The sequence below is a fragment of the Gordonia sp. (in: high G+C Gram-positive bacteria) genome, assembly GCF_047600385.1.
Lineage (GTDB): Bacteria > Actinomycetota > Actinomycetes > Mycobacteriales > Mycobacteriaceae > Gordonia.
Genome location: NZ_JASGKZ010000001.1, coordinates 1,854,564 through 1,875,811, shown reverse-complemented (window position 1 = coordinate 1,875,811; position 21,248 = coordinate 1,854,564). Strand labels below are relative to the sequence as shown.

The 21,248-nt window shown below is 70.2% G+C and carries 20 protein-coding genes and 1 pseudogene; 5 read left to right on the top strand and 16 right to left on the bottom strand.

From position 1 onward, the window contains the following. Positions 1 to 58: 58 nt before the first annotated feature. Genes QM809_RS08290 through mtrA form a run of 3 tightly spaced genes read right to left on the bottom strand, consistent with a single transcriptional unit; the run spans position 59 to position 4,200 of the window. Positions 59 to 1,873 (bottom strand): LpqB family beta-propeller domain-containing protein, encoded by a 1,815-nt coding sequence (locus tag QM809_RS08290; protein WP_415045313.1) that lies wholly within the window; start codon positions 1,871 to 1,873, stop codon positions 59 to 61. After that, entirely contained in the window at positions 1,870 to 3,480 is a 1,611-nt protein-coding gene (mtrB, locus tag QM809_RS08285) for an MtrAB system histidine kinase MtrB (RefSeq protein WP_415045312.1), read from the bottom strand. The genes QM809_RS08290 and mtrB overlap by 4 nt, the downstream gene beginning before the upstream one ends. Positions 3,481 to 3,513: 33 nt before the next feature. Further along, the gene (gene mtrA, locus QM809_RS08280; RefSeq protein WP_415045311.1) at positions 3,514 to 4,200 is read right to left on the bottom strand and encodes an MtrAB system response regulator MtrA; all 687 of its coding nucleotides are present in this window, start codon (positions 4,198 to 4,200) and stop codon (positions 3,514 to 3,516) included. Positions 4,201 to 4,430: 230 nt separating this feature from the next. Here mtrA and QM809_RS08275 point away from each other — a divergent pair, with 230 nt between their 5' ends. Beyond that, entirely contained in the window at positions 4,431 to 5,063 is a 633-nt protein-coding gene (locus tag QM809_RS08275; protein ID WP_415045309.1) for a dTMP kinase, read from the top strand. Positions 5,064 to 5,081: 18 nt separating this feature from the next. Here the strand turns inward: QM809_RS08275 and QM809_RS08270 are convergent, their stop codons facing one another. From QM809_RS08270 to QM809_RS08215, 12 genes are all read right to left on the bottom strand, one after another. Then, complete coding sequence (locus tag QM809_RS08270) at positions 5,082 to 5,717, bottom strand: cysteine hydrolase family protein (protein WP_415045308.1); 636 nt, start codon at positions 5,715 to 5,717, stop codon at positions 5,082 to 5,084. A 58-nt stretch (positions 5,718 to 5,775) separates the two neighbouring features. Next, positions 5,776 to 6,087: a hypothetical protein gene (locus tag QM809_RS08265; RefSeq protein WP_415045307.1), complete on the bottom strand. Its 312-nt coding sequence runs from the start codon at positions 6,085 to 6,087 to the stop codon at positions 5,776 to 5,778. A 45-nt stretch (positions 6,088 to 6,132) separates the two neighbouring features. Then, on the bottom strand, positions 6,133 to 6,342 hold the full coding sequence (locus tag QM809_RS08260; RefSeq protein ID WP_415045306.1) for a hypothetical protein: 210 nt from the start codon (positions 6,340 to 6,342) through the stop codon (positions 6,133 to 6,135). Positions 6,343 to 7,249: 907 nt separating this feature from the next. Further along, on the bottom strand, positions 7,250 to 8,710 hold the full coding sequence (ahcY, locus tag QM809_RS08255; RefSeq protein ID WP_415045305.1) for an adenosylhomocysteinase: 1,461 nt from the start codon (positions 8,708 to 8,710) through the stop codon (positions 7,250 to 7,252). A 126-nt stretch (positions 8,711 to 8,836) separates the two neighbouring features. Then, the gene (locus QM809_RS08250; RefSeq protein WP_415045304.1) at positions 8,837 to 10,462 is read right to left on the bottom strand and encodes an amino acid permease; all 1,626 of its coding nucleotides are present in this window, start codon (positions 10,460 to 10,462) and stop codon (positions 8,837 to 8,839) included. 147 nt (positions 10,463 to 10,609) lie between these two features. Continuing rightward, the gene (locus QM809_RS08245) at positions 10,610 to 11,644 is read right to left on the bottom strand and encodes a DUF808 domain-containing protein (RefSeq protein ID WP_415045303.1); all 1,035 of its coding nucleotides are present in this window, start codon (positions 11,642 to 11,644) and stop codon (positions 10,610 to 10,612) included. A gap of 151 nt (positions 11,645 to 11,795) precedes the next feature. Next, positions 11,796 to 12,092 (bottom strand): WXG100 family type VII secretion target, encoded by a 297-nt coding sequence (locus QM809_RS08240; protein WP_415045302.1) that lies wholly within the window; start codon positions 12,090 to 12,092, stop codon positions 11,796 to 11,798. Positions 12,093 to 12,179: 87 nt separating this feature from the next. Then, a complete protein-coding gene (locus QM809_RS08235; protein WP_415045301.1) occupies positions 12,180 to 12,497 on the bottom strand; it encodes a WXG100 family type VII secretion target in 318 nt (105 codons plus the stop codon). A gap of 91 nt (positions 12,498 to 12,588) precedes the next feature. Then, the gene (locus tag QM809_RS08230; protein ID WP_415045300.1) at positions 12,589 to 14,112 is read right to left on the bottom strand and encodes a hypothetical protein; all 1,524 of its coding nucleotides are present in this window, start codon (positions 14,110 to 14,112) and stop codon (positions 12,589 to 12,591) included. After that, on the bottom strand, positions 14,109 to 14,447 hold the full coding sequence (locus QM809_RS08225) for a hypothetical protein (RefSeq protein WP_415045299.1): 339 nt from the start codon (positions 14,445 to 14,447) through the stop codon (positions 14,109 to 14,111). Before QM809_RS08225 ends, QM809_RS08230 begins: the two co-directional genes overlap by 4 nt. Continuing rightward, positions 14,444 to 14,854 (bottom strand): YbaB/EbfC family nucleoid-associated protein, encoded by a 411-nt coding sequence (locus QM809_RS08220; protein ID WP_415045298.1) that lies wholly within the window; start codon positions 14,852 to 14,854, stop codon positions 14,444 to 14,446. The genes QM809_RS08225 and QM809_RS08220 overlap by 4 nt, the downstream gene beginning before the upstream one ends. Beyond that, on the bottom strand, positions 14,851 to 15,183 hold the full coding sequence (locus QM809_RS08215; RefSeq protein WP_415045297.1) for a hypothetical protein: 333 nt from the start codon (positions 15,181 to 15,183) through the stop codon (positions 14,851 to 14,853). Before QM809_RS08215 ends, QM809_RS08220 begins: the two co-directional genes overlap by 4 nt. A 371-nt stretch (positions 15,184 to 15,554) precedes the next feature. On the opposite strand from QM809_RS08215, the pseudogene QM809_RS08210 reads away from it, so the two are divergent. The 3 genes and pseudogenes from QM809_RS08210 (at position 15,555) to QM809_RS08200 (ending at position 18,810) form a co-directional block, all read left to right on the top strand. Beyond that, a pseudogene (locus QM809_RS08210) lies at positions 15,555 to 17,004 on the top strand (AAA family ATPase). 151 nt (positions 17,005 to 17,155) lie between these two features. Next, positions 17,156 to 18,205: an alpha/beta fold hydrolase gene (locus QM809_RS08205; protein WP_415045296.1), complete on the top strand. Its 1,050-nt coding sequence runs from the start codon at positions 17,156 to 17,158 to the stop codon at positions 18,203 to 18,205. Between the two features lie 44 nt (positions 18,206 to 18,249). Beyond that, a complete protein-coding gene (locus tag QM809_RS08200) occupies positions 18,250 to 18,810 on the top strand; it encodes a hypothetical protein (protein ID WP_415045295.1) in 561 nt (186 codons plus the stop codon). Between the two features lie 91 nt (positions 18,811 to 18,901). Here QM809_RS08200 and QM809_RS08195 read toward each other — a convergent pair whose 3' ends face one another. After that, on the bottom strand, positions 18,902 to 20,242 hold the full coding sequence (locus QM809_RS08195) for an NAD(P)/FAD-dependent oxidoreductase (RefSeq protein WP_415045294.1): 1,341 nt from the start codon (positions 20,240 to 20,242) through the stop codon (positions 18,902 to 18,904). Between the two features lie 137 nt (positions 20,243 to 20,379). Between QM809_RS08195 and QM809_RS08190 the strand changes: the two genes are divergently transcribed. Further along, positions 20,380 to 21,246, top strand: a complete 867-nt coding sequence (locus QM809_RS08190) for a LysR family transcriptional regulator (protein WP_415045293.1) — start codon at positions 20,380 to 20,382, stop codon at positions 21,244 to 21,246. The last annotated feature ends 2 nt before the right edge of the window (positions 21,247 to 21,248 follow it).

Here is a 21,248-nt window from a genome sequence, read left to right as displayed (position 1 = left end):
ATTCTGCTCCCCGCAGACGCCGACCGTCCGGCGATTCCCGGGATCCGCCGACGGCGGTTCAGCCCGCCTGAGCCACCGGCACCGACCCCCAGGCGACCCGGCCGACCTCCGTCCAGTACTGATCCGGCGAACCCGATGCGGTGCCGAGCTCCATCACGGTCCGGCTGTCACCGACGTACACCTTGCTGCGGGTCGCCGCGAGCGCCCGCACCGGCGGCTTGAGGTTGCCCGAGACCAGCGCGGTCGCGGGCAGCCCGGACACCGGGACCCGCATGATCGGGGCGTCGTCGTCGTTCCTGGCCAGGTAGACGGTCGCGACCCCGCCCCACGCGATCGAGACCGCCGGGGCCCCCACGTCCGGCGCGGCGACGTACACGCCGGTCAGGGCGGGCACCCCGCGGTCGTTGGTGGAGAGCGCCGCGAAGAGCACGCTGCCGCCCACGATCAGGGCGGCGCGGACTCCGTCCGGGGACACCTTGAACGCGGTGATCCGGCCGGGCTCCACCGCGGCCACCCGGCTGATGTCGAGCGAGACGACCCGCGGCCGCGACTCGCCTGCCCTTCCCGGATCCACCGTCCACTGGATCGGCCGGCCGTCGACCAGCGCGTATCCGACGTCGGTCCGCGCTCCGAAGCTCGGCGTGTGGATCTCCGCGCCGCCGATCACCTCGCTCACCTCACCGCCGTAGAGGCCCTGCAGCAGCACCCGCCTGCCACCGCGCTCGGCGACCGCCGCCACCCGGGCCTGATCGGCCGAGATCGCCGCCGACACCAGATCGTCGGCGGTGCCGAGCGGTCCGCCCACCGGCGTGGTGCCGGACGGGGCCACCCGCAGCAGAGCGTGTCGGACCACGTGCAGCGAGACCTCGCCGGACTCCGGTTCCGGGTCGAAGGCCTGGACGTCGGCGGTCCGCCAGCCGTCGGCGCGTTCGGGGATCAGCGCTCCGCCGTCGACGTTGATCATGTAGGTCCCGCGCAGCCCGGCCTCGTCGAGCGTCCAGATCAGCTGGGCCGCGAGGACGGTCCGGGCCCGGGTGTCGGCCTCGCCCAGACCACCGAGGTTGACGGTGATGGTGTCGTCCTCGTGCACCACCGGTCCGCGCAGTTCCAGGTCCTTGCCCGCCGCGGTCTCCACCGCACCGGCCAACGACGGCGCCGGACCGGCCAGCAGGTGCGACACCAGCTCGGTGGGGTCGACCGCGGCGCCGAACAACCAGCGCGGGTCGCCGGCCAGCCGGGTCTGGGTCCGGTCCGGGAAGTACACCTGCGCGGCCCGGAACGTGGCGTCGAACTGCGTCGCGTCGGTGATGGTGCCCGGGGGGACGTCGCCCGCGATCCGCCACCGGTCACCCGACCTGGTCAGGATCAGCGGCAGGATCATCTTGCCGGTCGCGGGCAGCAGCCGGCCGATCGAGCTGAGGACGCCGATCCGGTCGCCGATCACCCGCAACCGGACCGCGCTCTCGTTGCGTTCGTCGACCACCACGCGCAGTTCGTTGAGCACCGTCTTCTCGCCCTGGTCGTCCCAGCGGTCCGAACCGCCCCGGGTGAGGAACTTGCGCGCCGCACGATGGCCGTCGGCGGGGTCGGCCATCGCCTTGATGAAGTTGCGCACGAGCGTCTCGGGATCGTCGCTGCGCCCCGGGGTGGGCACGAGGTTGGTCGCGACCGTCCGACGGAACTCCTCGACCGGCTGCGGCGACGACGAGTCCGGGATGGCCACGCACCCGGTCAGCGCCAGGCACGCGACGAGGAGCACCGCGAGCACACCGCGCCGGCGTCGGCGGAACGGCGGAGTTCTGTGGACCGGGTCGACCGGACTCCGCCGTCTGCGCTCGGGTGCCGACCGACCGGCCCTGATGGATGCGGTCATCGCGACACTCCCCCCGTCGGGTTCAGCGGCAGCGGGCTGCCCAGCAGCTTGTGGCCGCGCACCAGCGGCACGGTCAGTCGGAAGCACGACCCCACCCCGGGCTCACCGGACGCTTCGAGCCGCCCCTGATGCAGGCGGGCGTCCTCGATGCTGATCGCCAGTCCCAGGCCGGTGCCGCCGGAGCGTCGTACGCGGGACGGATCCGACCGCCAGAACCGGTTGAAGACCAGCTTCTCCTCACCCGGTTTGAGGCCGATGCCCTGATCGCGCACGGTCACGGCGACGGCATCGCCGTCCGCCCGCATGGTGAGCGTGACCGGACGGCCCTCACCGTGATCGATCGCATTGGCCAGGAGATTGCGCAGCACCCGTTCGATGCGGCGCGAATCGATCTCGGCGATCACCGGATCCACCGGCAGGTCCACGATCAGTTCGACGCCCGCGTCGGCGGCGAGCGGTTCGACGGTGGCGAGCGCCGCCTCGATCGGGATCGCCATGTCCATCCGCTCGGCGGCGAGTTCGGCCTGCCCGGCGTCGTGCCGCGAGATCTCGAGCAGTTCGGTCAGCAGCGTCTCGAAGCGGTCGAGCTCCTTGTCCAGGAGCTCGATGCTGCGCCGCTGCAGCGGATCGAAGTCGTCGCGGCTCTCGTAGAGCATGTCCGCGGCCATCCGCACCGTGGTGAGCGGCGTGCGGAGTTCGTGGGAGACGTCGGAGGTGAACTGGCGCTGCAGCCCGCCGAACTCCTCCAGGTGGGTGATCTGCTTGGACAGGCTCTCGGCCATGTCGTTGAACGAGATCGCCAGTCTGGCGAACTCGTCGTCGCCGTGCACCGGCATCCGTTCGGTGAGCCGGCCGTCGGCGAAGCGCACCGCGATCCGGGAGGCCGAACGCAGCGGCGCCACCACCTGCCTCACGACCAGCCAGGCGATCGCCGCCAGCAGGAAGAGCAGCACCACGCCGCCGAGCGCCAGCGTCGACCGGACCAGCGAGACCGTCTTCTGCTCGCTGCCCATCGGGAAGATCATGTAGAGCTCGAGTTCGGGGATCGCCGACTCCACCGGCGTCCCGACCACCAGCGACGGCACCGACTCGCCGCCGCGCTGGACCGTCGTGTACTGGTAGGCGACCTGCCCGCGGCCGACCATCTCGCGCAGCGGGAACGAGACCTCGGAGACCGGACCGGCCGAGCCGATCGGTTCGTGCGGGTCACGACCGGGCAGCAGCAGCACCGTGTCGTACGAGCCGGCGTTCGACGACGCCTGCCCGGCATCGGTGTCCTGATCGATCAGGAGGGACCGCGTGCGGGCCAGCCGCGTGCTGGTCGACGTGTTGGCCCCGGCCGAGGTCAGGACGCGTTCGACGAGTCCGCGCGAGCGCTCCAGCTGGCCGAGCGCGAGCTGCTGCTTGTCCTCCAGGAGACGACCGGTGATCTGGCTGATCAGCAGGAAACCCACGATCAGCAGCACCACGAACGAGAGCAGCAGGGTCGAGACCACCACGCGCAACTGCAGCGAGCGGCTCCAGACGACGCCGAACGCGTGGCCGCCCCCCTCCGCCGCGCGCCGCAACGACGCGAGAGAGCGGTCGATTCTCCGGCGGTTGATCACTGTGGCATCGAATCCTACGGCGAATCCGACGGTCTACGGGGGTCCGGCCTTGTACCCGACGCCGCGCACGGTGAGCACGATCTCCGGGTTCTCCGGGTCCGTCTCGACCTTGGCCCGCAGACGCTGGACGTGCACGTTCACCAGCCGGGTGTCGGCCGGATGACGGTAACCCCAGACCTGTTCCAGCAGCACGTCGCGGGTGAACACCTGGCGCGGCTTGCGGGCCAGCGCCACCAGCAGATCGAACTCCAGCGGGGTCAGCGAGATCGGGACGCCGTCGCGCGACACCTTGTGCGCGGGGACGTCGATCTCCACCGGGCCGATGGCGAGCAGTTCGGCGGGCTCGTCGCCCTGCCTGCGGAGCCGCGCCCGGATCCGGGCGACGAGCTCCTTGTGCTTGAACGGCTTGACCATGTAGTCGTCGGCGCCGGACTCCAGTCCGAGGACGACGTCGACGGTGTCCGACTTCGCGGTCAACATCACGATCGGGACGCCGGACTCTCCGCGGACGGCCCGGCAGACGTCGATGCCGTTCATGCCCGGGAGCATCAGATCCAGCAGCACCAGGTCCGGGCGGAGCTCGCGCACCGCGGGCAGCGCCTGCGTGCCGTCACCCACCACGAAGGGTTCGAAACCCTCGTTCTGCAGGGCGATCGTGAGCATCTCGGCGAGCGAGGCGTCATCGTCAACGACCAGGATCCGGGGCTTCATGGGAACCATCGTGGCACCTGCGGCCCCGGCATCCGCGGATCGACGCGCCGAATCGGGTTCGGCGACCTCGTTTCCGATCCCCGTCCACCGCCCCGGAACGACCCCGAGCCGGTCCACGGACGTGACGTCTCGAGTCCTCGATGCCGCACCCCCGGAACGATCCCTGAGCCGGTCCGGGAACGTCGTGGGCGGGCCGCGTCGAAGGATCGCCGGGACACGCCCCCCTAAGATCTTCAGGCATGGGAATCCTCGTGGCGATCGAAGGCCTGGACGGCGCGGGCAAGAACACCATCGTGCGGCGGATCCGGGCCGAGGCCGCCGAGCGAGGCATCGCCGTGACGACGACGGCGTTCCCCGACTACGGCCGTTCGATCCACGCCGACCTGGCCGCCGAGGCGCTCCACGGCGAGCACGGCGACGTCCGCGACAGCGCGTACGCGATGGCTCTGCTGTTCGCGCTGGATCGTCGGAACTCCCGCGAGGCGCTCCTGACCGCGCTGGACTCCCACGATCTGGTTCTCTGCGACCGCTATGTCGCCTCCAACGCCGCCTACAGCGCGGCGCGGCTGGATCAGGGCGCCGACGGCGACGTGGTCGCCTGGGTCCGTGACCTGGAGTTCGGCCGCTTCGCGCTCCCGGTGCCCGACCACCAACTGCTGCTCGGGGTGCCCCCGGAGGTGGCGATGGAACGCGCGGAGGGTCGGGCGGCGGCCGACGCCGCCCGGGCGAAGGACGCCTACGAACGCGACGCGGACCTGCAGACCCGCGTCTACCGCCGGTATCTGGAGCTGGCCGAGGCCGCGTGGGCGTCGCCGTGGACCGTGGCCGACGGCGATGCCGCCGTCACCGCGGTCCTCGAATCGGTTCCCTAGCTCCGTGGCCCCTGCGGGTCACGGTGCGAGAGCGGCGGCGACGTCGGCTCCGGTGAGCAGCCGCACACCGATGAGTTCGGCGTCGGCCGACCGCTCGGGCGTGGTCTGGGAGGTGGCATCGGTGACGAGGACGGTGCGGTGATCACGCTCGGAGGCATCGAAGAGCGTCGCCCGCGGGCAGTTCGGCAGATTGCACCCGGCGACGACGACGGTGTCCACCCCGTGCTCGGCGAGCAGTTCGTCGAGGCGGGTCCGGTGGAAGGCCGACCATCGGGGTTTGTGGAGGACGTACTCGTCGTCGTCGATCCGCTGCGCCTCACCTGCGAGAAGCCGGTCCCAGTCGAGTGTGATCCCGTCTCGCGGAAGCAGTGCGGCCGGGATTCCCGCGCCGGCGGATCCGGGTGCGACCAGTTCCGCACCGGCCTCGATCGCGCTCCGGCGGATCAGGTCGACGTCGCTGCCACCCGGCAGGTAGGCGCGGACGACGTGGATCACGGGACGGCCCGCCGTCCGGAAGGCCGCCGCGAGCGCCGCCATGGCCGGGACGAGTTCCGCGGTGCCCGCGACGGGGGCGGCGCCGTCGAGGAAGTCGTTCTGGACGTCGATCAGGATCAGTGCGCTGCGCGGCCAGTTCGGGCGGAGATGATCGGTCACCGGTCCAGTCGATCATCCGCACGCAGCCGACGTCCACCGGTTTCGGGGCGATGAGGCGTCAGAGCGGCACCGTCACTTCGCGGATCCCGTCCTCGGGCGGACCGTATCGCTTGTACACGGAGGCTCCCCGCACACAGGTCGCCGCCGCGAGGATCGGCCGCACCGTCTCGTGGAGGGCGTCGGCGTCGGGGCCGTAGAAGTAGAGGCAGGCGTCGCCGCCGTCGACGGCGATCTCGTTGCCGTCGAGCTCCCCGGTGCCCGCGGCCTCGAGCGCCTCCTCCAGGAGTTCCTCCACTTCGAACAGTGCATCCAGATCCCGGGACCCGTAGTCGAAGTTCACGATCACGGCATGCTCAGAAGGCTCGCTCATGCCTGCATCATGCCCGCACCCTCCGACGATGACGGACGTCCGCCGCTAGCCGAACCAGAGCATCCAGCCCGTCGTCCAATAGAGGGCCAGGATGCCGAGCGCGATCACCGGTGCGATGAAGCCGGCGCCGCCCAGCCAGACACCGGCGGCGCCGACGGCGATCCAGAGCGCGTGGTAGAAGACCACCAGGATCGAGTCGATCAGCCAGCCGAGGAAACCCAGCACCGCGCCCAGGATCGAGCCGGTGGTCTGCAAGGCCCGCCTCCCGGTGCCGTCACCGCGTACCGCTCCGACCTGGCCTGCCGACGCCGCCCCCGCAGAGAAGGCCGCGGCCGCGGGGGCCGCCGGCGGCATGGAATACGGTGCGGGAGCCCCCGGGACGGGCCTGACTCCCCTGTCGGGCCCCACCGCCGGAACCCCCGGCGACGGGACTGCGGCGCCGTACGGCGGACGATTCGGGACGGCGGGTCCGGTCTTCGGGACCTCCGGATGCGGAGGCCGGGAATACGGAGGCTGAGAATATGGAGGCCGGGGAGGCGCGCCGACGGCCGGCGGACACGATGCCGGCGGGTACGGCATCGACGGCGACGACGCGAGCGGATACTGCGGTGCCGGGGGACGGGGAGGCCGAACCTGCCCGGCTGTGTTCCCCTGCCACGGAGTCGCTGTCGACTGCCGGGGATCGACGACCTGCGCGTGCTCGGGAGACGGAGGACGGAAGCGGAAGTCCGGGGCGTTCATACCCCGACGATCCTCTCGCCCCACCGCCGGCTCAGCGGAATCATCGTGATCGAACGAAAAGAATACGAACGACTGACACCTGAATCCCGAGATCTCCCGGCATAGCCCACATACCGGGCGGCTTCTGGTGAGTCCATGTCGCGATTCCTGCCGGATACCGACAAGAACCACGACGCAGACGAGCGGCACTGCCTCCCCGGAACCAGACCGCCCCACCCCGGGCCCCGCCGATCTCACCGAGCACTCCGGACCATACCCCCGACGAGCCCGCTGAGCACACCGTCCCAGAACGATGCGAGCCGCCCTTCGCGGACAGGTTTCTGAGCTCTCCGCAGCCCTGTCCGGGGGCGGGCGAGCCGTCTCGCGATAGCTGCGAGGACTGCCGAAGAAACCTGTCCGCGAAGGGCGGCGTCACACCAGATCAGTAACGGTAGTGCTCAGGCTTATACGGCCCTTCGACGTCCACCCCGATGTACTCCGCCTGGTCCTTGGTGAGCTTGGTGAGCGTTCCGCCGAGCGCCTCGACGTGGATGCGCGCGACCTTCTCGTCGAGGTGCTTGGGGAGGCGGTAGACCTCGTTGCTGTACTCGTCGTTCTTGGTCCACAGCTCGATCTGCGCGATGACCTGGTTCGAGAAGCTGTTGCTCATCACGAACGACGGGTGGCCGGTGGCGTTGCCCAGGTTCAGCAGACGGCCCTCGGAGAGCACGAGGATGCTGTGCCCGTCCGGGAAGATCCACTGGTCGACCTGCGGCTTGATGTTGATCCGGGTCATGCCTTCGGCGGATTCGAGGCGGGCCATGTCGATCTCGTTGTCGAAGTGACCGATGTTGCCGAGGATGGCCTGGTTCTTCATCTTCTCCATGTGCTCGAAGAGGATGATGTCCTTGTTGCCGGTCGAGGTGATGACGATGTCGGCGTCGCCGATGGCGTCCTCGACGGTGACGACGTCGAAGCCGTCCATCAGCGCCTGCAGCGCGTTGATCGGGTCGATCTCGGTCACCTGGACGCGGGCGCCCTGCCCGGCGAGCGACTCGGCACAGCCCTTGCCGACGTCGCCGTAACCGCAGACGAGGGCCTTCTTGCCGCCGATGAGCACGTCGGTGCCGCGGTTGATGCCGTCGATCAGCGAGTGGCGGGTGCCGTACTTGTTGTCGAACTTGCTCTTGGTGACCGAGTCGTTGACGTTGATCGCCGGGAACGCCAGGTCGCCGGCGGCCGCGAACTGGTACAGGCGGAGCACACCGGTGGTGGTCTCCTCGGTGACGCCCTGGACCGAGTCGGCGATGGCGGTCCACTTGCCTGCGTCCTCGGCCATGGTCTTGCGCAGCAGCGCGAGGAACACCTTGTACTCGGCGGGGTGGTCGTCGTCGGTGGGCGGCACCACGCCGGCCTTCTCGAACTCGGCGCCGCGCAGCACCAGCATGGTGGCGTCGCCGCCGTCGTCGAGGATCATGTTGGCCGGCTCGCCCTCCCAGGTGAGCATCTGGTCGGCGCACCACCAGTACTCCTCCAGGCTCTCGCCCTTCCAGGCGAACACCGGGACGCCCTGCGGGTCCTCCGGGGTGCCGTTGGGGCCCACGACGACGGCCGCGGCGGCCTCGTCCTGGGTGGAGAAGATGTTGCACGACGCCCAGCGGACCCGCGCGCCGAGCGCGACCAGGGTCTCGATCAGGACCGCGGTCTGCACGGTCATGTGCAACGAACCCGAGATGCGGGCGCCCTTGAGCGGCGCGACGTCGTGGTACTCGCGGCGGAGTTCCATCAGACCGGGCATCTCGTGCTCGGCGAGGCGGATCTCCTTACGGCCGTACTCGGCGAGCGCCAGGTCGGCGACCTTGTAGTCGATGCCGTTACGGACGTCTGCGGTCAGGGCAGTCATCTATCCCTCTCGGAAGTTCACTCGTGTCTCCGGCGGCACGCGGTGCCCGGAGAGCATGGTCGGGATAAGGGTAGCCTGCACCGGATGCCGCACGGCAGCCGAGAGGCCAAGGTCACGGGTCGACGGTCAGTCCTTCACGTCCGGCGCGGGTTGCGCCGGGGCGGCCGCCGATTCCGTCTCCGGGCCGTCCGACGCGGGGGCCGACGCCGCCGATCCGGTCTGATCGCCGTCCGGGTTCGGGGGAGCCTCTCCGCGCTCCTGCAGTCCCAGCACCGAGTGTCGCATTCCGTACAGCAGGTAGACGACGAAGCCGAGAACCATCCAGCAGAGGAACCGGATCCAGGTCAGGGCGCTGAGGTTGAGCATCAGCCAGAGGCAGGCGAGCACGGCCAGGATCGGCACCACCGGGACCAGCGGCACGCGGAAACCGCGCTTGAGGTCGGGCCGGGTCCGGCGGAGCGCGACCACGCCGATGCACACCAGCACGAAGGCGAAGAGGGTGCCGATGTTGACCATCTCTTCGAGGTCGCCCATCGGGAGGAAACCGGCGAGGAACGCCGAGACGCCGCCGACGAGGAAGGTCATGCGCACCGGAGTCCCGCGGTCACCGGTCTTCGCCAGCCCGCGCGGAAACAGTCCGTCGCGGGCCATCGCGAATCCGACGCGTGTCTGGCCGAGCATCATCACCATCACGACCGTGGTGAGACCGGCGAGCGCACCGATGACGATCACCCACTGCGCCCAGGTGATGCCGTGTGCTCCGAAGGCCGTCGCCAGGGTCGCGTTGCTTCCCTGGAGTGCGGTGTAACTGACCATGCCGGTGAGCACCAGGCTGACCGCCACGTACAGGACCGTGACGATCGCCAGCGAGCCGAGGATGCCGCGCGGCAGGTCCTTCTGCGGGTTGCGGACCTCTTCGGCGGTGGTCGCCACGACGTCGAATCCGATGAACGCGAAGAACACGAGCGACGCGGCGGCGAGCAGGCCGTACCAGCCGTAGTGCGATCCGCCGGCACCGGTCACCAGGGAGAACAGGGTCTGATGGACACCGGTGGCACCGTCGTCTCCGGCCGCCTCCGACGGCGGGATGTACGGAGAGTAGTTCTTCGGCGAGATGTAGAAGGCGCCGACGACGATGACGAGCAGGACGACGGCGACCTTGATCGCGGTGATCACCAGCGAGACCATCGAGGAGAGCTTGGTGCCGAGCGCCAGCAGGACCGTCAGGACCAGGATGAGCAGGACGGCGCCCCAGTCGAAGCTGCCGAACGCCGTGTCGGGATCACCCCAGGAGAAGAGCGTGTACGACGTCTCGGCGGGGTCCGCGCCGAAGATCAGGCAGAGGAACTCGTTGAGATAGTGCGACCAGCCCTTGGCGACCACGGAGGCGGCGAGGGAGAGCTCCAGGATGAGGTCCCAGCCGATGATCCAGGCGACGAACTCGCCGAAGGTCGCATACGAGAACGTGTACGCACTGCCCGCGACGGGCACCGTCGAAGCGAACTCCGCGTAGCACAGGGCGGCCAGACCGCAGGCGACCGCGGCGAGCACGAACGCGAGCGAGACCGAAGGACCGGCGACGTTACCCGCGGTCCGCGCGGTGAGCGTGAAGATTCCGGCACCGACGACGACGGCGACACCGAAGACGGTGAGATCCCACCAGGTGAGGTCTTTCCTGAGTCTGGTGCCCGGTTCGTCGGTGTTCGCGATCGACTGCTCGACCGATTTCACCCGGGTGAACGGACTTCCCACGCGACCACTTCCCTACTGTTCGCTGCCGATGAAAGGTGAACCGACGGTAGCGTATCGAAGCCACGACAGCCGGGAGGAACACGATTCCCCGCGGTCGTGCTCCGGCCGCGACGCCCGGCCCGGAGACCCCGGACGTCGGGCGGTCCGTCACGCCTCCGGTTCGACGTCCGCGCGGTCCGGCCCCTCGACGTGACCCCGCTCCCCGGCACCGTCCTCCGCGGCACCGTCCTCCTCTGCACCGTGCGATCCCGCGTCGGTGCGCCGCTTGACCAGGTGCACGATCGCCACCACCACCGAACCCACGGCGAAACCGATGATCGCCGAGAAGAAGGTGTTGACCAGCCAGCCGACGAATCCGCCGGCGACCGGCACGGCATTGGCCGCGGCGGTCTCCAGGTGATGCACGAAGTCGTACACCGGATGCCATCCGAGGTCGTGGACGCCGACCAGCAGGATGTGGCCGCCCACCCAGAGCATGGCCACGGTGCCGACGTACGACAGCACCGTCATGAGGACGGGCATCGCGGCGACCAGCGAGCGGCCGATGCGCTGACTGGCGGCGCTGTCTCGGCGGGCCATCGCCAGTCCGACGTCGTCCATCTTCACGATCACCGCGACCACACCGTAGACCAGGAGGGTGATGAGGACGGCGACGACGACCAGGGCCGCCAGCCGCAACCAGAACGATTCGGAGGCGATCTCGCTCAGGGCGATCACCATGATCTCGGCGGAGAGGATGAAGTCGGTGCGGATGGCCCCGCCGACCAGCGCCTTCTCCTGATCGCCGCCGGCCTGGGAGGCCGGTGCCTCCTCGTGTTCCTCGTGACCGGTCAGTTTCTCCCAGATCTTCTCGGCACCCTCGAAACTCAGGTAGGTGCCGCCCAGCATCAGCAGCGGAGTGAGGGCCCACGGCGCGAACTGGCTGAGCAGCATGATCGCCGGAAGGATGAAGACGATCTTGTTGCGGATCGACCCGCGAGCGATCCGGGCGATGATCGGCAGCTCCCGGGCCGGCTGGATGCCCTGGACATAACGCGGGGTCACCGCGGCATCGTCGACGACGACGCCCACCGCCTTGGCGCTCGCCCGGCTCGCGGCCGCGCCGATGTCGTCGACCGAGGCGGCCGTCAGTTTCACCAGCGCCGCGACGTCGTCGAGCAGTGCCGCCAGTCCTCCTGCCATCGGTGGACCCTTTCATCGCCGTGGTCGGTGTCGTGGTCAGCCTAACGGCGTGGCCACCGATGCGACGGGTGGAGCGGTCGTGTCGCCACGACCGCCCCGCCGCATTGTTCGCATTATTCGCAATCGGCTGCGCCGACGACGGATTCCGCGGTCAGGTGGTGAACGACCGCCCCACCCGGGTGTCCGTCTCCTGCATGCGAGAACTCGCCTTCGCCACCCCCGTCCCCAGTCCGTCGAGCCGCATCCGGGCATCCTCGAAGACTCGGTCCCACTGCTGCTGCGCCGTCTGGTAGCCGGCGGCACCGCCGGACTCCCAGTTGACCGCCAGTGCGTTCACCTGTCGCTTGAGTTGGCCGGCCAGGTCTTCGAGCCGCGCGAACTGCGCCTTCAGGTCCCCGGACAGCGTGCCCAGGTTGGCGAAGTTGTAGCGGATGGTTCCACCACTCATGTTTCCCCCGTCGTATCGGTTGTGATCGTCATATCGGTTGTCGTCGTGCCGGTCGTCGTCGACCGGGATCGTGGGCCGTGTTCCAGGTCAGATCCGGAGTCCGCCGGCCGAGTTGACGATCGCCGAGGCCGCGGAGCCGTCGGAGTCGTCGTACCCGCGGAATCCGGTCGTCAACTTCGACTCGATCTCGTTCAGCGCCTGTTCCAGCCGCATCGCGGTGACGTGCCAATCGGTGTGCGAGCCGTCGAACGACTTCGCCGCGGTCCCCGACCAGTCGGTCAGTCCGGTGGCCGCCGAGCCCTTGATCTTCCCGATCACCGCGCGCATGTCGCCCACGATCCCCTTGATGTTCGACGTCGCGGCTTGACCTGCCGCCACATCGAGTTTCAGCCCGTTCTGGCCCATCTCGTTCTCCTCATCTCTCCTTGTTGCGATCGCCGCCGGATCACGTCGGGATCCGGTCGGTCGTCTGTGACGGCGCGGCGCGTCGGCGCGCTCACGCCCGGTCCTCCGGTGTGTTCAGCAGGAAGTCGACGTCGACGGTGACCACCGGGACGACGGTCGAACCGATCACCGGGGCCGTATCGGGTTCGGCGGCACCGGTGTCGAACGGAACCGCACGGATCGCCGCGGCGGTTCTCGCTGCCGGTGCTCCGCCGAGGGCCGGCGTGAGGGGTGCCATCGGTGTGCCCGCGGGCGCCGTGCCCGGTGCCGCCCAGCCCGGTGCGGCGGCCGCCGGTGACGGCGCACCGCCGGGCAGCGGTTCGGCCACGAGCGGCCGGTGGGCGAGCGTCGGTTCCACCGGGGGCGCGGCGGGCATCCCGACCGGCGCCGACGGCATCGCGCCGAGCGCGACGGGCCGAACGGTCGGTGTCCCCGACGCTCCCGCAAGCCCCGAGACCCCGGAGCCCGGTGCTCCCGCAGGCGTCCCGGAGAGCGCCGGTGCGACCGGAGCACCGGCGGTCACCGTTCCCACCGGGAAGCCCGACGGGTTCGCCGGACCGAGCCGATCGAGCTGACCGGACCGACCGGGTGTGCCGGACCATCCGGACCCGACCGACATCGGACTCGTCGGCACGAGTCCGCCCGGTGCGGAGGCCCGGTCCGCCGCGGGTTCCGTCGCCGGAGCGATCGCCGAGGTCAGCAACGTCCCGGCCAGCTGGACGCCCGACGAGACCAGCGGCAACGCGGCCTGGATCAGTCCGGACAGCTGGTCCGGGGTCACCGGTGGCGGGGTGACCGGGATCTTCGCACCGTCGGCGGTCATCTTCGCCGTCGGTGCCGCCAGTTGTGCCCGCGTCGACCCGATCACGGCGAGCGCCTCGGTGATCCCTTCGGCCGCGATGCCCAGAGCCGCGAGCTGACCCGGCGGCGTCGCGATGGCCGGGAGCACCCCGGCGAGCAGACCCGCGGTCTTGACGATCACCCCCTGGATCGCCGCGAGACCGGCACCCACGATCGCGAGTGCTCCCTGGATGTCGGTCGCCATGGCCGCACCTTGCGTGGCGAGCGCTCCGGTGTTCGCCGTCGACAGCGCGGACTTGCCCGCGGCGGCGGCGCCGGACTGCCCCGACCACAGTCCGTTCAACCCCTGCAGGGCCGAGGTCGCGGCGCCCGCACCGGTCTCCAGCACTTGGGCCAGGCCGGTGAGCATCGCGGTGGGGTCCGACGGCCCGCCCGGCAGCGTGCCGGTGCCGAAGCTGCCGAGCAGCTGCGCCAGCGGTGCGAGTAACGCCGACGGGTCGAGCGCGGGTAGGACGGGCAGGTCCGGTGGCGCCGGCGGTGCCAGCAGTCTGGTCGGGTCCGGGGCGGCCGCCGCATTCGCACCGGCTCCGTCCGTCTCGGACGACGCACCGGAGTCTGCCGTGCCGCGATCGACACCCGGGCCTCGTCTCCCCGCCCCCGGTCCGATCCCCAGGTCGGCGAGCAACTGGGAAGGCGTGCGTTCCAGGAGTGCGGGCAGACCTGTCGGCGCCAGCAGTTCTCCGAGAGTGGGCTCGATGACGACCACCGGGGTCATATCGCCGCGACCCCCGACCCGGGAGCCGGGACCACGCCTCGGAGCGCATTCGCGCCCCCGGTATCGGCGGCGGCGAACTCACCGAGTCCGGCGGTCGCGGCGGTCGCCGTCGCCGCCTGCACCGCGGCCAGTGCACCGACCGACGCGAGATGGTTGCTCTGCGCCACGGCGAACGCGGCCAGGAACTCCTGGCCGATCAGCCCGAACGCCCCGGTCATCACCGCCGCCTGCGCCGCCGCATCGGCGGTGCCCGCGGCGGCGGTCGCGGAGCTCAGGGCCGCCGAAGTGGCGGCGAAAGTCTGTACGGCGTGAGCCGCAACGGTCAGTTCGGTCATCGTTCCCCCTGTCGGATCGTGGATTCGTGTCGGTCGGCGGGGATCCGCCGACGATCGGTTCGTCGCCCGAGCGACGGATCGGTGCCGGGATCGGACTCCCCGTCGGGATCGCCGCCGAGTTCGGCGACGAACTCCCGGGTGAGGTCGGCACGACGGTCGGCGACCTCGTGCGCGGCCTCCGCCGCGGCCTCGGTGATCAGCTGTGCGAGCCGGGCCGCATCTCCACGGGCGGCACCCGGCCGCAGGATCAGCCCGGCCAGTCCTCCGTTCGCGTCCACCCGGACCTCTACGCGGCCGTCGTCGGTTCGGGCCGTGGCCGAGAGCGCCGACAGTTCTTGGTGAGCGCGTTCGAGCACCGCCAGATGCGCTGCGGCCGCGGCGGTGATCCGGTCCATCGCCGCGGTCATGCGCCTGCCCCTTCCCGGCACCAGCGATCGGCCTCGGCCTCCAGCCGATCCAACGCCCTCCGATCGGGTAGACCGAGGGCGTCGACCACTTCGCGCGAGGTGCCCCGGTTCAGCAACTCGAGCCGCCGCTGATGGGCGCTGCCGCCGCGGGCCAGCGCGCACAGCGCCAGAATCCGTGCGGCCACCACGTCGAGGCTCGCCGCCAGCTGGGATTGCGCGATCCGCAGGCCCACCGGGAGTCCGTCGGCGGTCGTCGTGACGGCGATGCCTCCGCACGGCGAGGACGCGTGGCCGAGTGCGAGGCCGGGAACCGGAGTCTTGTGCTTCATGCAGGGTTAGACGCAACGCTCGACGATCCGGTTCCATCACGGTCTTCTTCGGCGTGTCGCGCACCGGGATCCCCGGTTCGAACGTCGACCCGCCGTCGTACTTGGACGCGCCGGAAACGGATTCGGTTCCATTTCCCGCTCCCCGGGCGTGGCGCCCCGATGAGCGCGTAGCGTTCGGCTCCCGGCGGTTCGCCGGGAAGAGTCTTTCGGGGGAGAAACACGACATGACCGACACACCGGTGGCCCTGCCGCCCTGGCTTGACGACGACGACCGCATCGACCTCTCGCAGGTGGGCGTACCCGCACCGAGGTCCGCCGCCGGACCGGCACCGTCCACCGGACGGCGTTCGTCCGGACCGCCGCCGTCGTCGATGCACGAGCCGTCGATGCACGAGTCCGCAGACACTCCGGTCCCGCCGGACCGGCCCGGTCCTGCTTCGGCACGGTCGTCGGCACGGGGCGACACGGAATGGAGCGAGACGGACTGGAACCGGACGGACCGCAGGATCGAACGGGACGACGAGGTCCACGACGGCCCCGGGCGAGGCGAACCCGTGCCGCCCGCACCCGCACCGCCCGCACCCGTGCCGGCCGAGAACTCCTCGGCCGTTCCGATGCCGGAGGCACCGGCCGGATCCTCCCGGTCCGGACCACCACGACCTGCCCCGTCACGACCTGCCCCGGCACGGTCCGGACCGCCCCGGCCTGCGGCACCGCAGGCGTCGTCGCCGCGACCCGGGCCGGCGCCGCTCGGATCCGCTCCGGCCGACCCGGCGCCCGCACCGATCGTGCGACCCCCGCACGCGTCTCCGTGTCCGCCGCGGGCACCGGCCGTCGCACCGGACCAGACCTCGCCGCCCGCCGCGGCCGGTCACGGCCCCGCACTCGACCAGGTGGCGCTGCTCCGCAAGGCCCGGCGTGCTCCCGCCCGCGGCTGGCGCCGGGCCGTGCATCACCTGTCCGCCGGCACCATCAACCCGGGGGAATCGACCGCTCAGCTGGCCTACCAGGAACTCCTCGAACGGGTGCGCCGCCCGGTCCGCGGCGACTATCGGATCGCCGTCCTCTCCTTGAAGGGCGGCGTCGGCAAGACCACCACCGCGGTCGGGCTGGGTTCGACGTTCGCCTCCCTGCGCGGGGATCGGGTGATCGCCGTCGACGCGAATCCGGATCTGGGAACCCTGGGTGAACGGATTCCGTCACAGACCGCGTCGACCGTGCGCGACCTGCTCGCCGACCCCGCCATCCACCGGTACTCCGACGTCCGCGCCCACACCTCGCAGGCCGCCAGCCGGCTGGAGATCCTGGCCTCCGAACGCGACCCGGCCGCCGCCGAGGCCTTCAGCGAGGACGAATACCGCGGCGTGATGCACGTCCTCCAGCGTTACTACAACATCATCATCACCGACTGCGGGACGGGGCTCAGCCACGGAGCGATGCGCGGCGTCCTCGATCTGGCCGACGCGTTGATCCTGGTCAGCTCCCCGGCTCTCGACGGTGCACGCAGCGCCGGGGCCACCCTCGACTGGCTGGCCGGGCACGGGTTCGGGCATTCTGATCTCGCGGTGCGTGGTGGTGCTGAGTTCGTCGCGACCGGGATCGTCGAGCATCGACACCGACCAGTTGACGCAGCACTTCCTCACGCGGTGCCGCGCCGTGCAGGAGATCGGATTCGACGATCACCTCGCCGAGGGCGCCGACATCGACCTCGAGCTGCTCGGCCGGCACGCGCGACGCGCGTTCGTCGAACTCGCCGCCGTGATCGCGGACGATTTCGGCGGTTCGTCGCTGCGCCGACTGCCGCCCTTCCACACCGAGTAGACACGCCGTGGAAAGCGCATCTCCCCTGGTCGAGCACAGTTCGTCGCCGATTGTGACACTTCACGTTGGCACATTTCCGGGTCCGGGTGGACAATGACTCGTGAACTTCCGGTGTTCCCACCGGAGAATCCGAGCCCGATGGAGGTCACGCATGACCGCGTCCAGCACCGCACCCGAGACGAACAAGAACCTGCCTCCGGTACGGATCGAGTACCGCACCATCCACGGATATCGCCGTGCGTTCCGGATCGCCGGCGAGGGCCCGGCCATCCTGCTGATCCACGGGATCGGCGACAACTCGTCCACCTACGACGAGGTGATCGGCGAACTCGCCCGCAACCACACGGTGATCGCCCCCGACCTCCTCGGCCACGGGCTCTCCGAGAAGCCGAGCGCCGATTACTCGGTCGCCGCTTTCGCCAACGGCATGCGCGACCTGCTCGTGGTGCTCGGCATCCCCCGGGTGACCGTGGTGGGACACTCGCTCGGCGGCGGCGTCGCGATGCAGTTCTGCTACCAGTTCCCGCGATTCGTCCAGCGTCTGGTGCTCGTGGCCGCCGGCGGCGTCACGCACGACGTCAACCCGGCCCTGCGACTCGCCTCGGTGCCCGGTGTCGCGACGCTGACTCGCGGACTGCGTCTCCCGGGCGTCCTACCGCTGCTGAGCGGGGCCGCGAAAGCGCTCGCACGTGCCGATTCGATCCCGGGGATCCCGGAACGTCTGGCACCTCGCCACGTCATCACCGACCACCAGGATCTGCTCCGCATCATCAGCGACCTGGCCGATCCGCACGCCCATGCCGCCTTCATCCGGACCCTGCGTGCGGTGGTGGACTGGCGCGGCCAGACCATCACCATGCTCGACCGCGCCTACCTCACCGAACGGCTCCCGGTGATGGTGGTCTGGGGCAGCAACGACACGGTGATCCCCGCACACCATGCGCAACTCATCGCGGCGACCATCCCGCACGCAGACCTCGAGATCTTCGAGGGCGCGGGGCACTTCCCGTTCCGGGACGATCCGAAGCGCTTCATCCGGCTGATCCTCGGCTTCATCGAGAAGAACGAGGCGCTGGAGTTCGATCCGCAGAACTGGCACGAGTTGATGTGCGCCGGCCAGCAGATCGACGAGATGGTCGGTCCCGACGACATCCTGGAGGAGATCCTCGAGGCCATGGAGGAGGAGCGCAACGTCAGCTGAGCAGATGACGTCCGGATGCCCCGCCGTACGGCAGGATGCCGGACATGCCGATCGCCCGCTCAGCCTTCTTCCCCGCACTTCACCACCGGTTCGCCTCCTCCGGCGCCGAACTGTCACCGGAACGGACCCGCTCCCGGATCGGTGCCTACGTCTACGGCAACGTCCTGCTGCTCGCAGCGCTCGTACCGCTGACTCCGAAGTACATCGCCGACGGTCACGCCGTGACGATCGTCCTCGGCACCGGCGTCACGACGTTTCTGGCGCACATGTTCGCCGAATTCGTGGCGCAGGCGGTGACCGTCGGCGGAAGACCCAGCGAACCGATGCGCGAGGAGTTCCGCGAATCGCTGCGTGACTCCCTGCCCATCGTCTCCTCGGCGACGGTCCCCGCGCTGTCGGTGTTCCTCGGGTGGCTGAACGTGCTCCCCGGCGGCTGGGCTCTCGGCATCGCGGGCACGGTGATCGTCGTACGACTCGCCGCCCTGCCGCTGATGGCCGAACGCCTGCGCGGCCGCCCGGTGACGTCGCGGGTCCTGATCGGGAGTGTGCTGGTCACCGTGTTGGCCGCCGTCGTCGTGATCCTCAAGGTGGTGCTGACCCACTGATCGGCCCCGCCCTGATCGCCCCTTCCGGACCCGGTACGCGCTCCTCCGGACCGGAGCCCTTCACCGAACCGGTCCGGCGGAGCGCCTCGCCTCACCGGGTGCCGGTGTCCACCAGCCGCGGATCCTCCGCACCGCCGACGGCATCCGGAGATCCGGTCCCCGTGACGGCCTCGGCGGCCGGCGCCGCAGCGACCGGCTCGGTCTCGGTCCGGGTCTCGGTCACCTCGGCGAATCCCGGCCGCGCGTGGCCGCCGAACGCCCGGAACCACGACCAGACCGCCGCGAAACGGTTCCGGAATCCGACCAGGTAGAACAGGTGCACCGCAAGCCAGGTGAGCCAGCCCAGGTAGCCGGTCAGCTTGATCCCGAACGGCGCGTCGACCACGGCGTTGTTCCGATTGATCACCGCCATCGAGCCCTTGTCGAAGTAACGGAACGCCGTCCCGGTGACCTTCTTGCCGCGGATCACGTCGGCGGCGTGACGGCCCTCCTGCATGGCGACCGGGCTCTGTCCGGGATAGCCGTTCAGGCTGGTCATGTCGCCGATGGCGTACACGTCGGCCCGCACCCCGACCGTGAGATCCGGGTTGATCAGGAGACGTCCGGCGCGATCGGTCTCGCACTTGGTGGCCGCGGCGACCACCGCGGCCAGCGGTGTCGCCTGCACACCCGCCGACCACACGACAGTCTCGCTCTCCAGCGTCCGTTCTGCGCCGTCGGCACTGCGCACGGTCACCGCGCCGTCGGCGATCTCGGTGACAAAGCTGTCGGTGAGCACCTGCACGCCCGAGTCCTCGAGCGTCTTCCGGGTGAACGCCGAGAGCCGACCGCCGTACACCGGGAGCAGGTCGCCCGCGCCCTCCACCAGGTACACCGCGGTGGGGGCATCGGTGAAGTGCCGGGCCCGCAGCTCACGGATCTGGCCGGCGATCTCCACCCCCGTCGCACCGCCGCCGACGACGACGAAGGTGTGCGCGGCGGTGTCGTCCACCGGTGCCGCGAAGCAGTCGAGCAGGTGCGCCCGCAGCGTGGTGGCGTCGTCGAGCGTCTTCAGCGAGAATGTGCGCTCGGCCCACTCGTCGTGCCCGAAGTATCCCTGCGAGGCACCGGCAGCGACGATCAGCCGCTCGTAACCGATCTGTTCCTCACCGTCCGCGGTGCGGTAGGTGACGACCTGGGCTTCGGCGTCGAGCGCGGTGACGTATCCCTTGACGACGTCGACCGTCTCCTTGTTCTCCAGCACCCCGGCGATCGGCGGGGCGATCTCGTCGGCGGGCAGCACCCCCGTGGCGACCTGGTACAGCAGCGGCTGGAACAGGTGCTCGTCCGTCGCGGAGATCAGCACCGTGGGGACCTTCGACTTGGCCAGTTGTTTGGCGGCGGCCAGACCGCCGAATCCCGAACCGATCACGACGACGTGCGTGTTGCGCATGGGCGAGCCCCTTCTCTCCGTTGAGTGCCCCATCGAGGGCGATACGACCACTCTGGTAGATCACCCCGGGCACCGTCGACCTCTACGACCATGCAATACGCGATCAGAACCATCTGTTCTGTTCATACAATGAGGTCATGGAGTTTCGTCAGCTGGAATACGTCGTCGCGGTCGCCGAGCACGGCGGGTTCTCCCGGGCCGCCAAGGCGTGTTTCGTCTCGCAGTCGGCGGTGAGCCACCAGATCGCCGCCCTGGAGCGGGAGTTGGGCGTCGAGTTGTTCGACAGGTCGGCGCGCTCGGTCTCGCTCACCGAGGCCGGCGCCCTGCTGCTCCCCCGCGCGCAGGAGCTGCTCCGGGCGCGCGACGCCGCGGTCGAGGCGGTGGTCCCCCGCCCCGATCGGGTCCGGATCGCGGCGAACATGTCGTTCGCGCGGACCGCGCTCAGCGCCGTCGCCGCCGTCCGTGAACGCCGTCCCGACGCCGAGATCGACTTCCTGATCAAGCCGTTCGGTCAGCGGATCGACGCCGTCCTGTCCGGCGAGGCCGATCTCGCCCTGGTCCGCGGACGGGTCGAGCACGACGACCTGTATCTCGATCCGCTCTGGGTGGATCAGCCGGTGGTCACCTTCACCGCCCGGCATCCCCTCGCCGGCCTCGGCCGCGCACCCCACCCGCGCGAACTCGCGGACTATCCGCTGATCCTGCCGCTCGCGGAGAAGCAGCGCCTGCTCCACCAGCTCGTCGACCGCGTCTTCGGCCGAGCCGACGTCCCCGTCACCTACGGGCCGGTGGTGCGCGACGGCCACTCCGTCGCCTTCGAACTGATCAACCACCCCGAGGGATGGTCGGTCCTGTACGACGATCCGCTGGTCCCCGGGCTGGTGTGCCGCCGCGGCCTGGAGTTCACGCTCCCGGTCTCGGCGGTCCTGCGCAGCGATGCGAAACCGAATCCGCTCGTCGCCGAGCTCCTGGCCGAACTGTCCCGCGGATACAGCCGGAGGTGATC

What these genes read in the sequence shown, in the direction of transcription:
- QM809_RS08290 (WP_415045313.1), bottom strand. Translation starts at nt 1,873, where the DNA reads ATGACCGCATCCATCAGGGCCGGTCGGTCGGCACCCGAGCGCAGACGG.
- mtrA (WP_415045311.1), bottom strand. Translation starts at nt 4,200, where the DNA reads ATGGTTCCCATGAAGCCCCGGATCCTGGTCGTTGACGATGACGCCTCG.
- QM809_RS08275 (WP_415045309.1), top strand. Translation starts at nt 4,431, where the DNA reads ATGGGAATCCTCGTGGCGATCGAAGGCCTGGACGGCGCGGGCAAGAAC.
- QM809_RS08265 (WP_415045307.1), bottom strand. Translation starts at nt 6,087, where the DNA reads ATGAGCGAGCCTTCTGAGCATGCCGTGATCGTGAACTTCGACTACGGG.
- ahcY (WP_415045305.1), bottom strand. Translation starts at nt 8,710, where the DNA reads ATGACTGCCCTGACCGCAGACGTCCGTAACGGCATCGACTACAAGGTC.
- QM809_RS08245 (WP_415045303.1), bottom strand. Translation starts at nt 11,644, where the DNA reads ATGGCAGGAGGACTGGCGGCACTGCTCGACGACGTCGCGGCGCTGGTG.
- QM809_RS08240 (WP_415045302.1), bottom strand. Translation starts at nt 12,092, where the DNA reads ATGAGTGGTGGAACCATCCGCTACAACTTCGCCAACCTGGGCACGCTG.
- QM809_RS08235 (WP_415045301.1), bottom strand. Translation starts at nt 12,497, where the DNA reads ATGGGCCAGAACGGGCTGAAACTCGATGTGGCGGCAGGTCAAGCCGCG.
- QM809_RS08230 (WP_415045300.1), bottom strand. Translation starts at nt 14,112, where the DNA reads ATGACCCCGGTGGTCGTCATCGAGCCCACTCTCGGAGAACTGCTGGCG.
- QM809_RS08225 (WP_415045299.1), bottom strand. Translation starts at nt 14,447, where the DNA reads ATGACCGAACTGACCGTTGCGGCTCACGCCGTACAGACTTTCGCCGCC.
- QM809_RS08220 (WP_415045298.1), bottom strand. Translation starts at nt 14,854, where the DNA reads ATGACCGCGGCGATGGACCGGATCACCGCCGCGGCCGCAGCGCATCTG.
- QM809_RS08215 (WP_415045297.1), bottom strand. Translation starts at nt 15,183, where the DNA reads ATGAAGCACAAGACTCCGGTTCCCGGCCTCGCACTCGGCCACGCGTCC.
- QM809_RS08205 (WP_415045296.1), top strand. Translation starts at nt 17,156, where the DNA reads ATGACCGCGTCCAGCACCGCACCCGAGACGAACAAGAACCTGCCTCCG.
- QM809_RS08200 (WP_415045295.1), top strand. Translation starts at nt 18,250, where the DNA reads ATGCCGATCGCCCGCTCAGCCTTCTTCCCCGCACTTCACCACCGGTTC.
- QM809_RS08195 (WP_415045294.1), bottom strand. Translation starts at nt 20,242, where the DNA reads ATGCGCAACACGCACGTCGTCGTGATCGGTTCGGGATTCGGCGGTCTG.
- QM809_RS08190 (WP_415045293.1), top strand. Translation starts at nt 20,380, where the DNA reads ATGGAGTTTCGTCAGCTGGAATACGTCGTCGCGGTCGCCGAGCACGGC.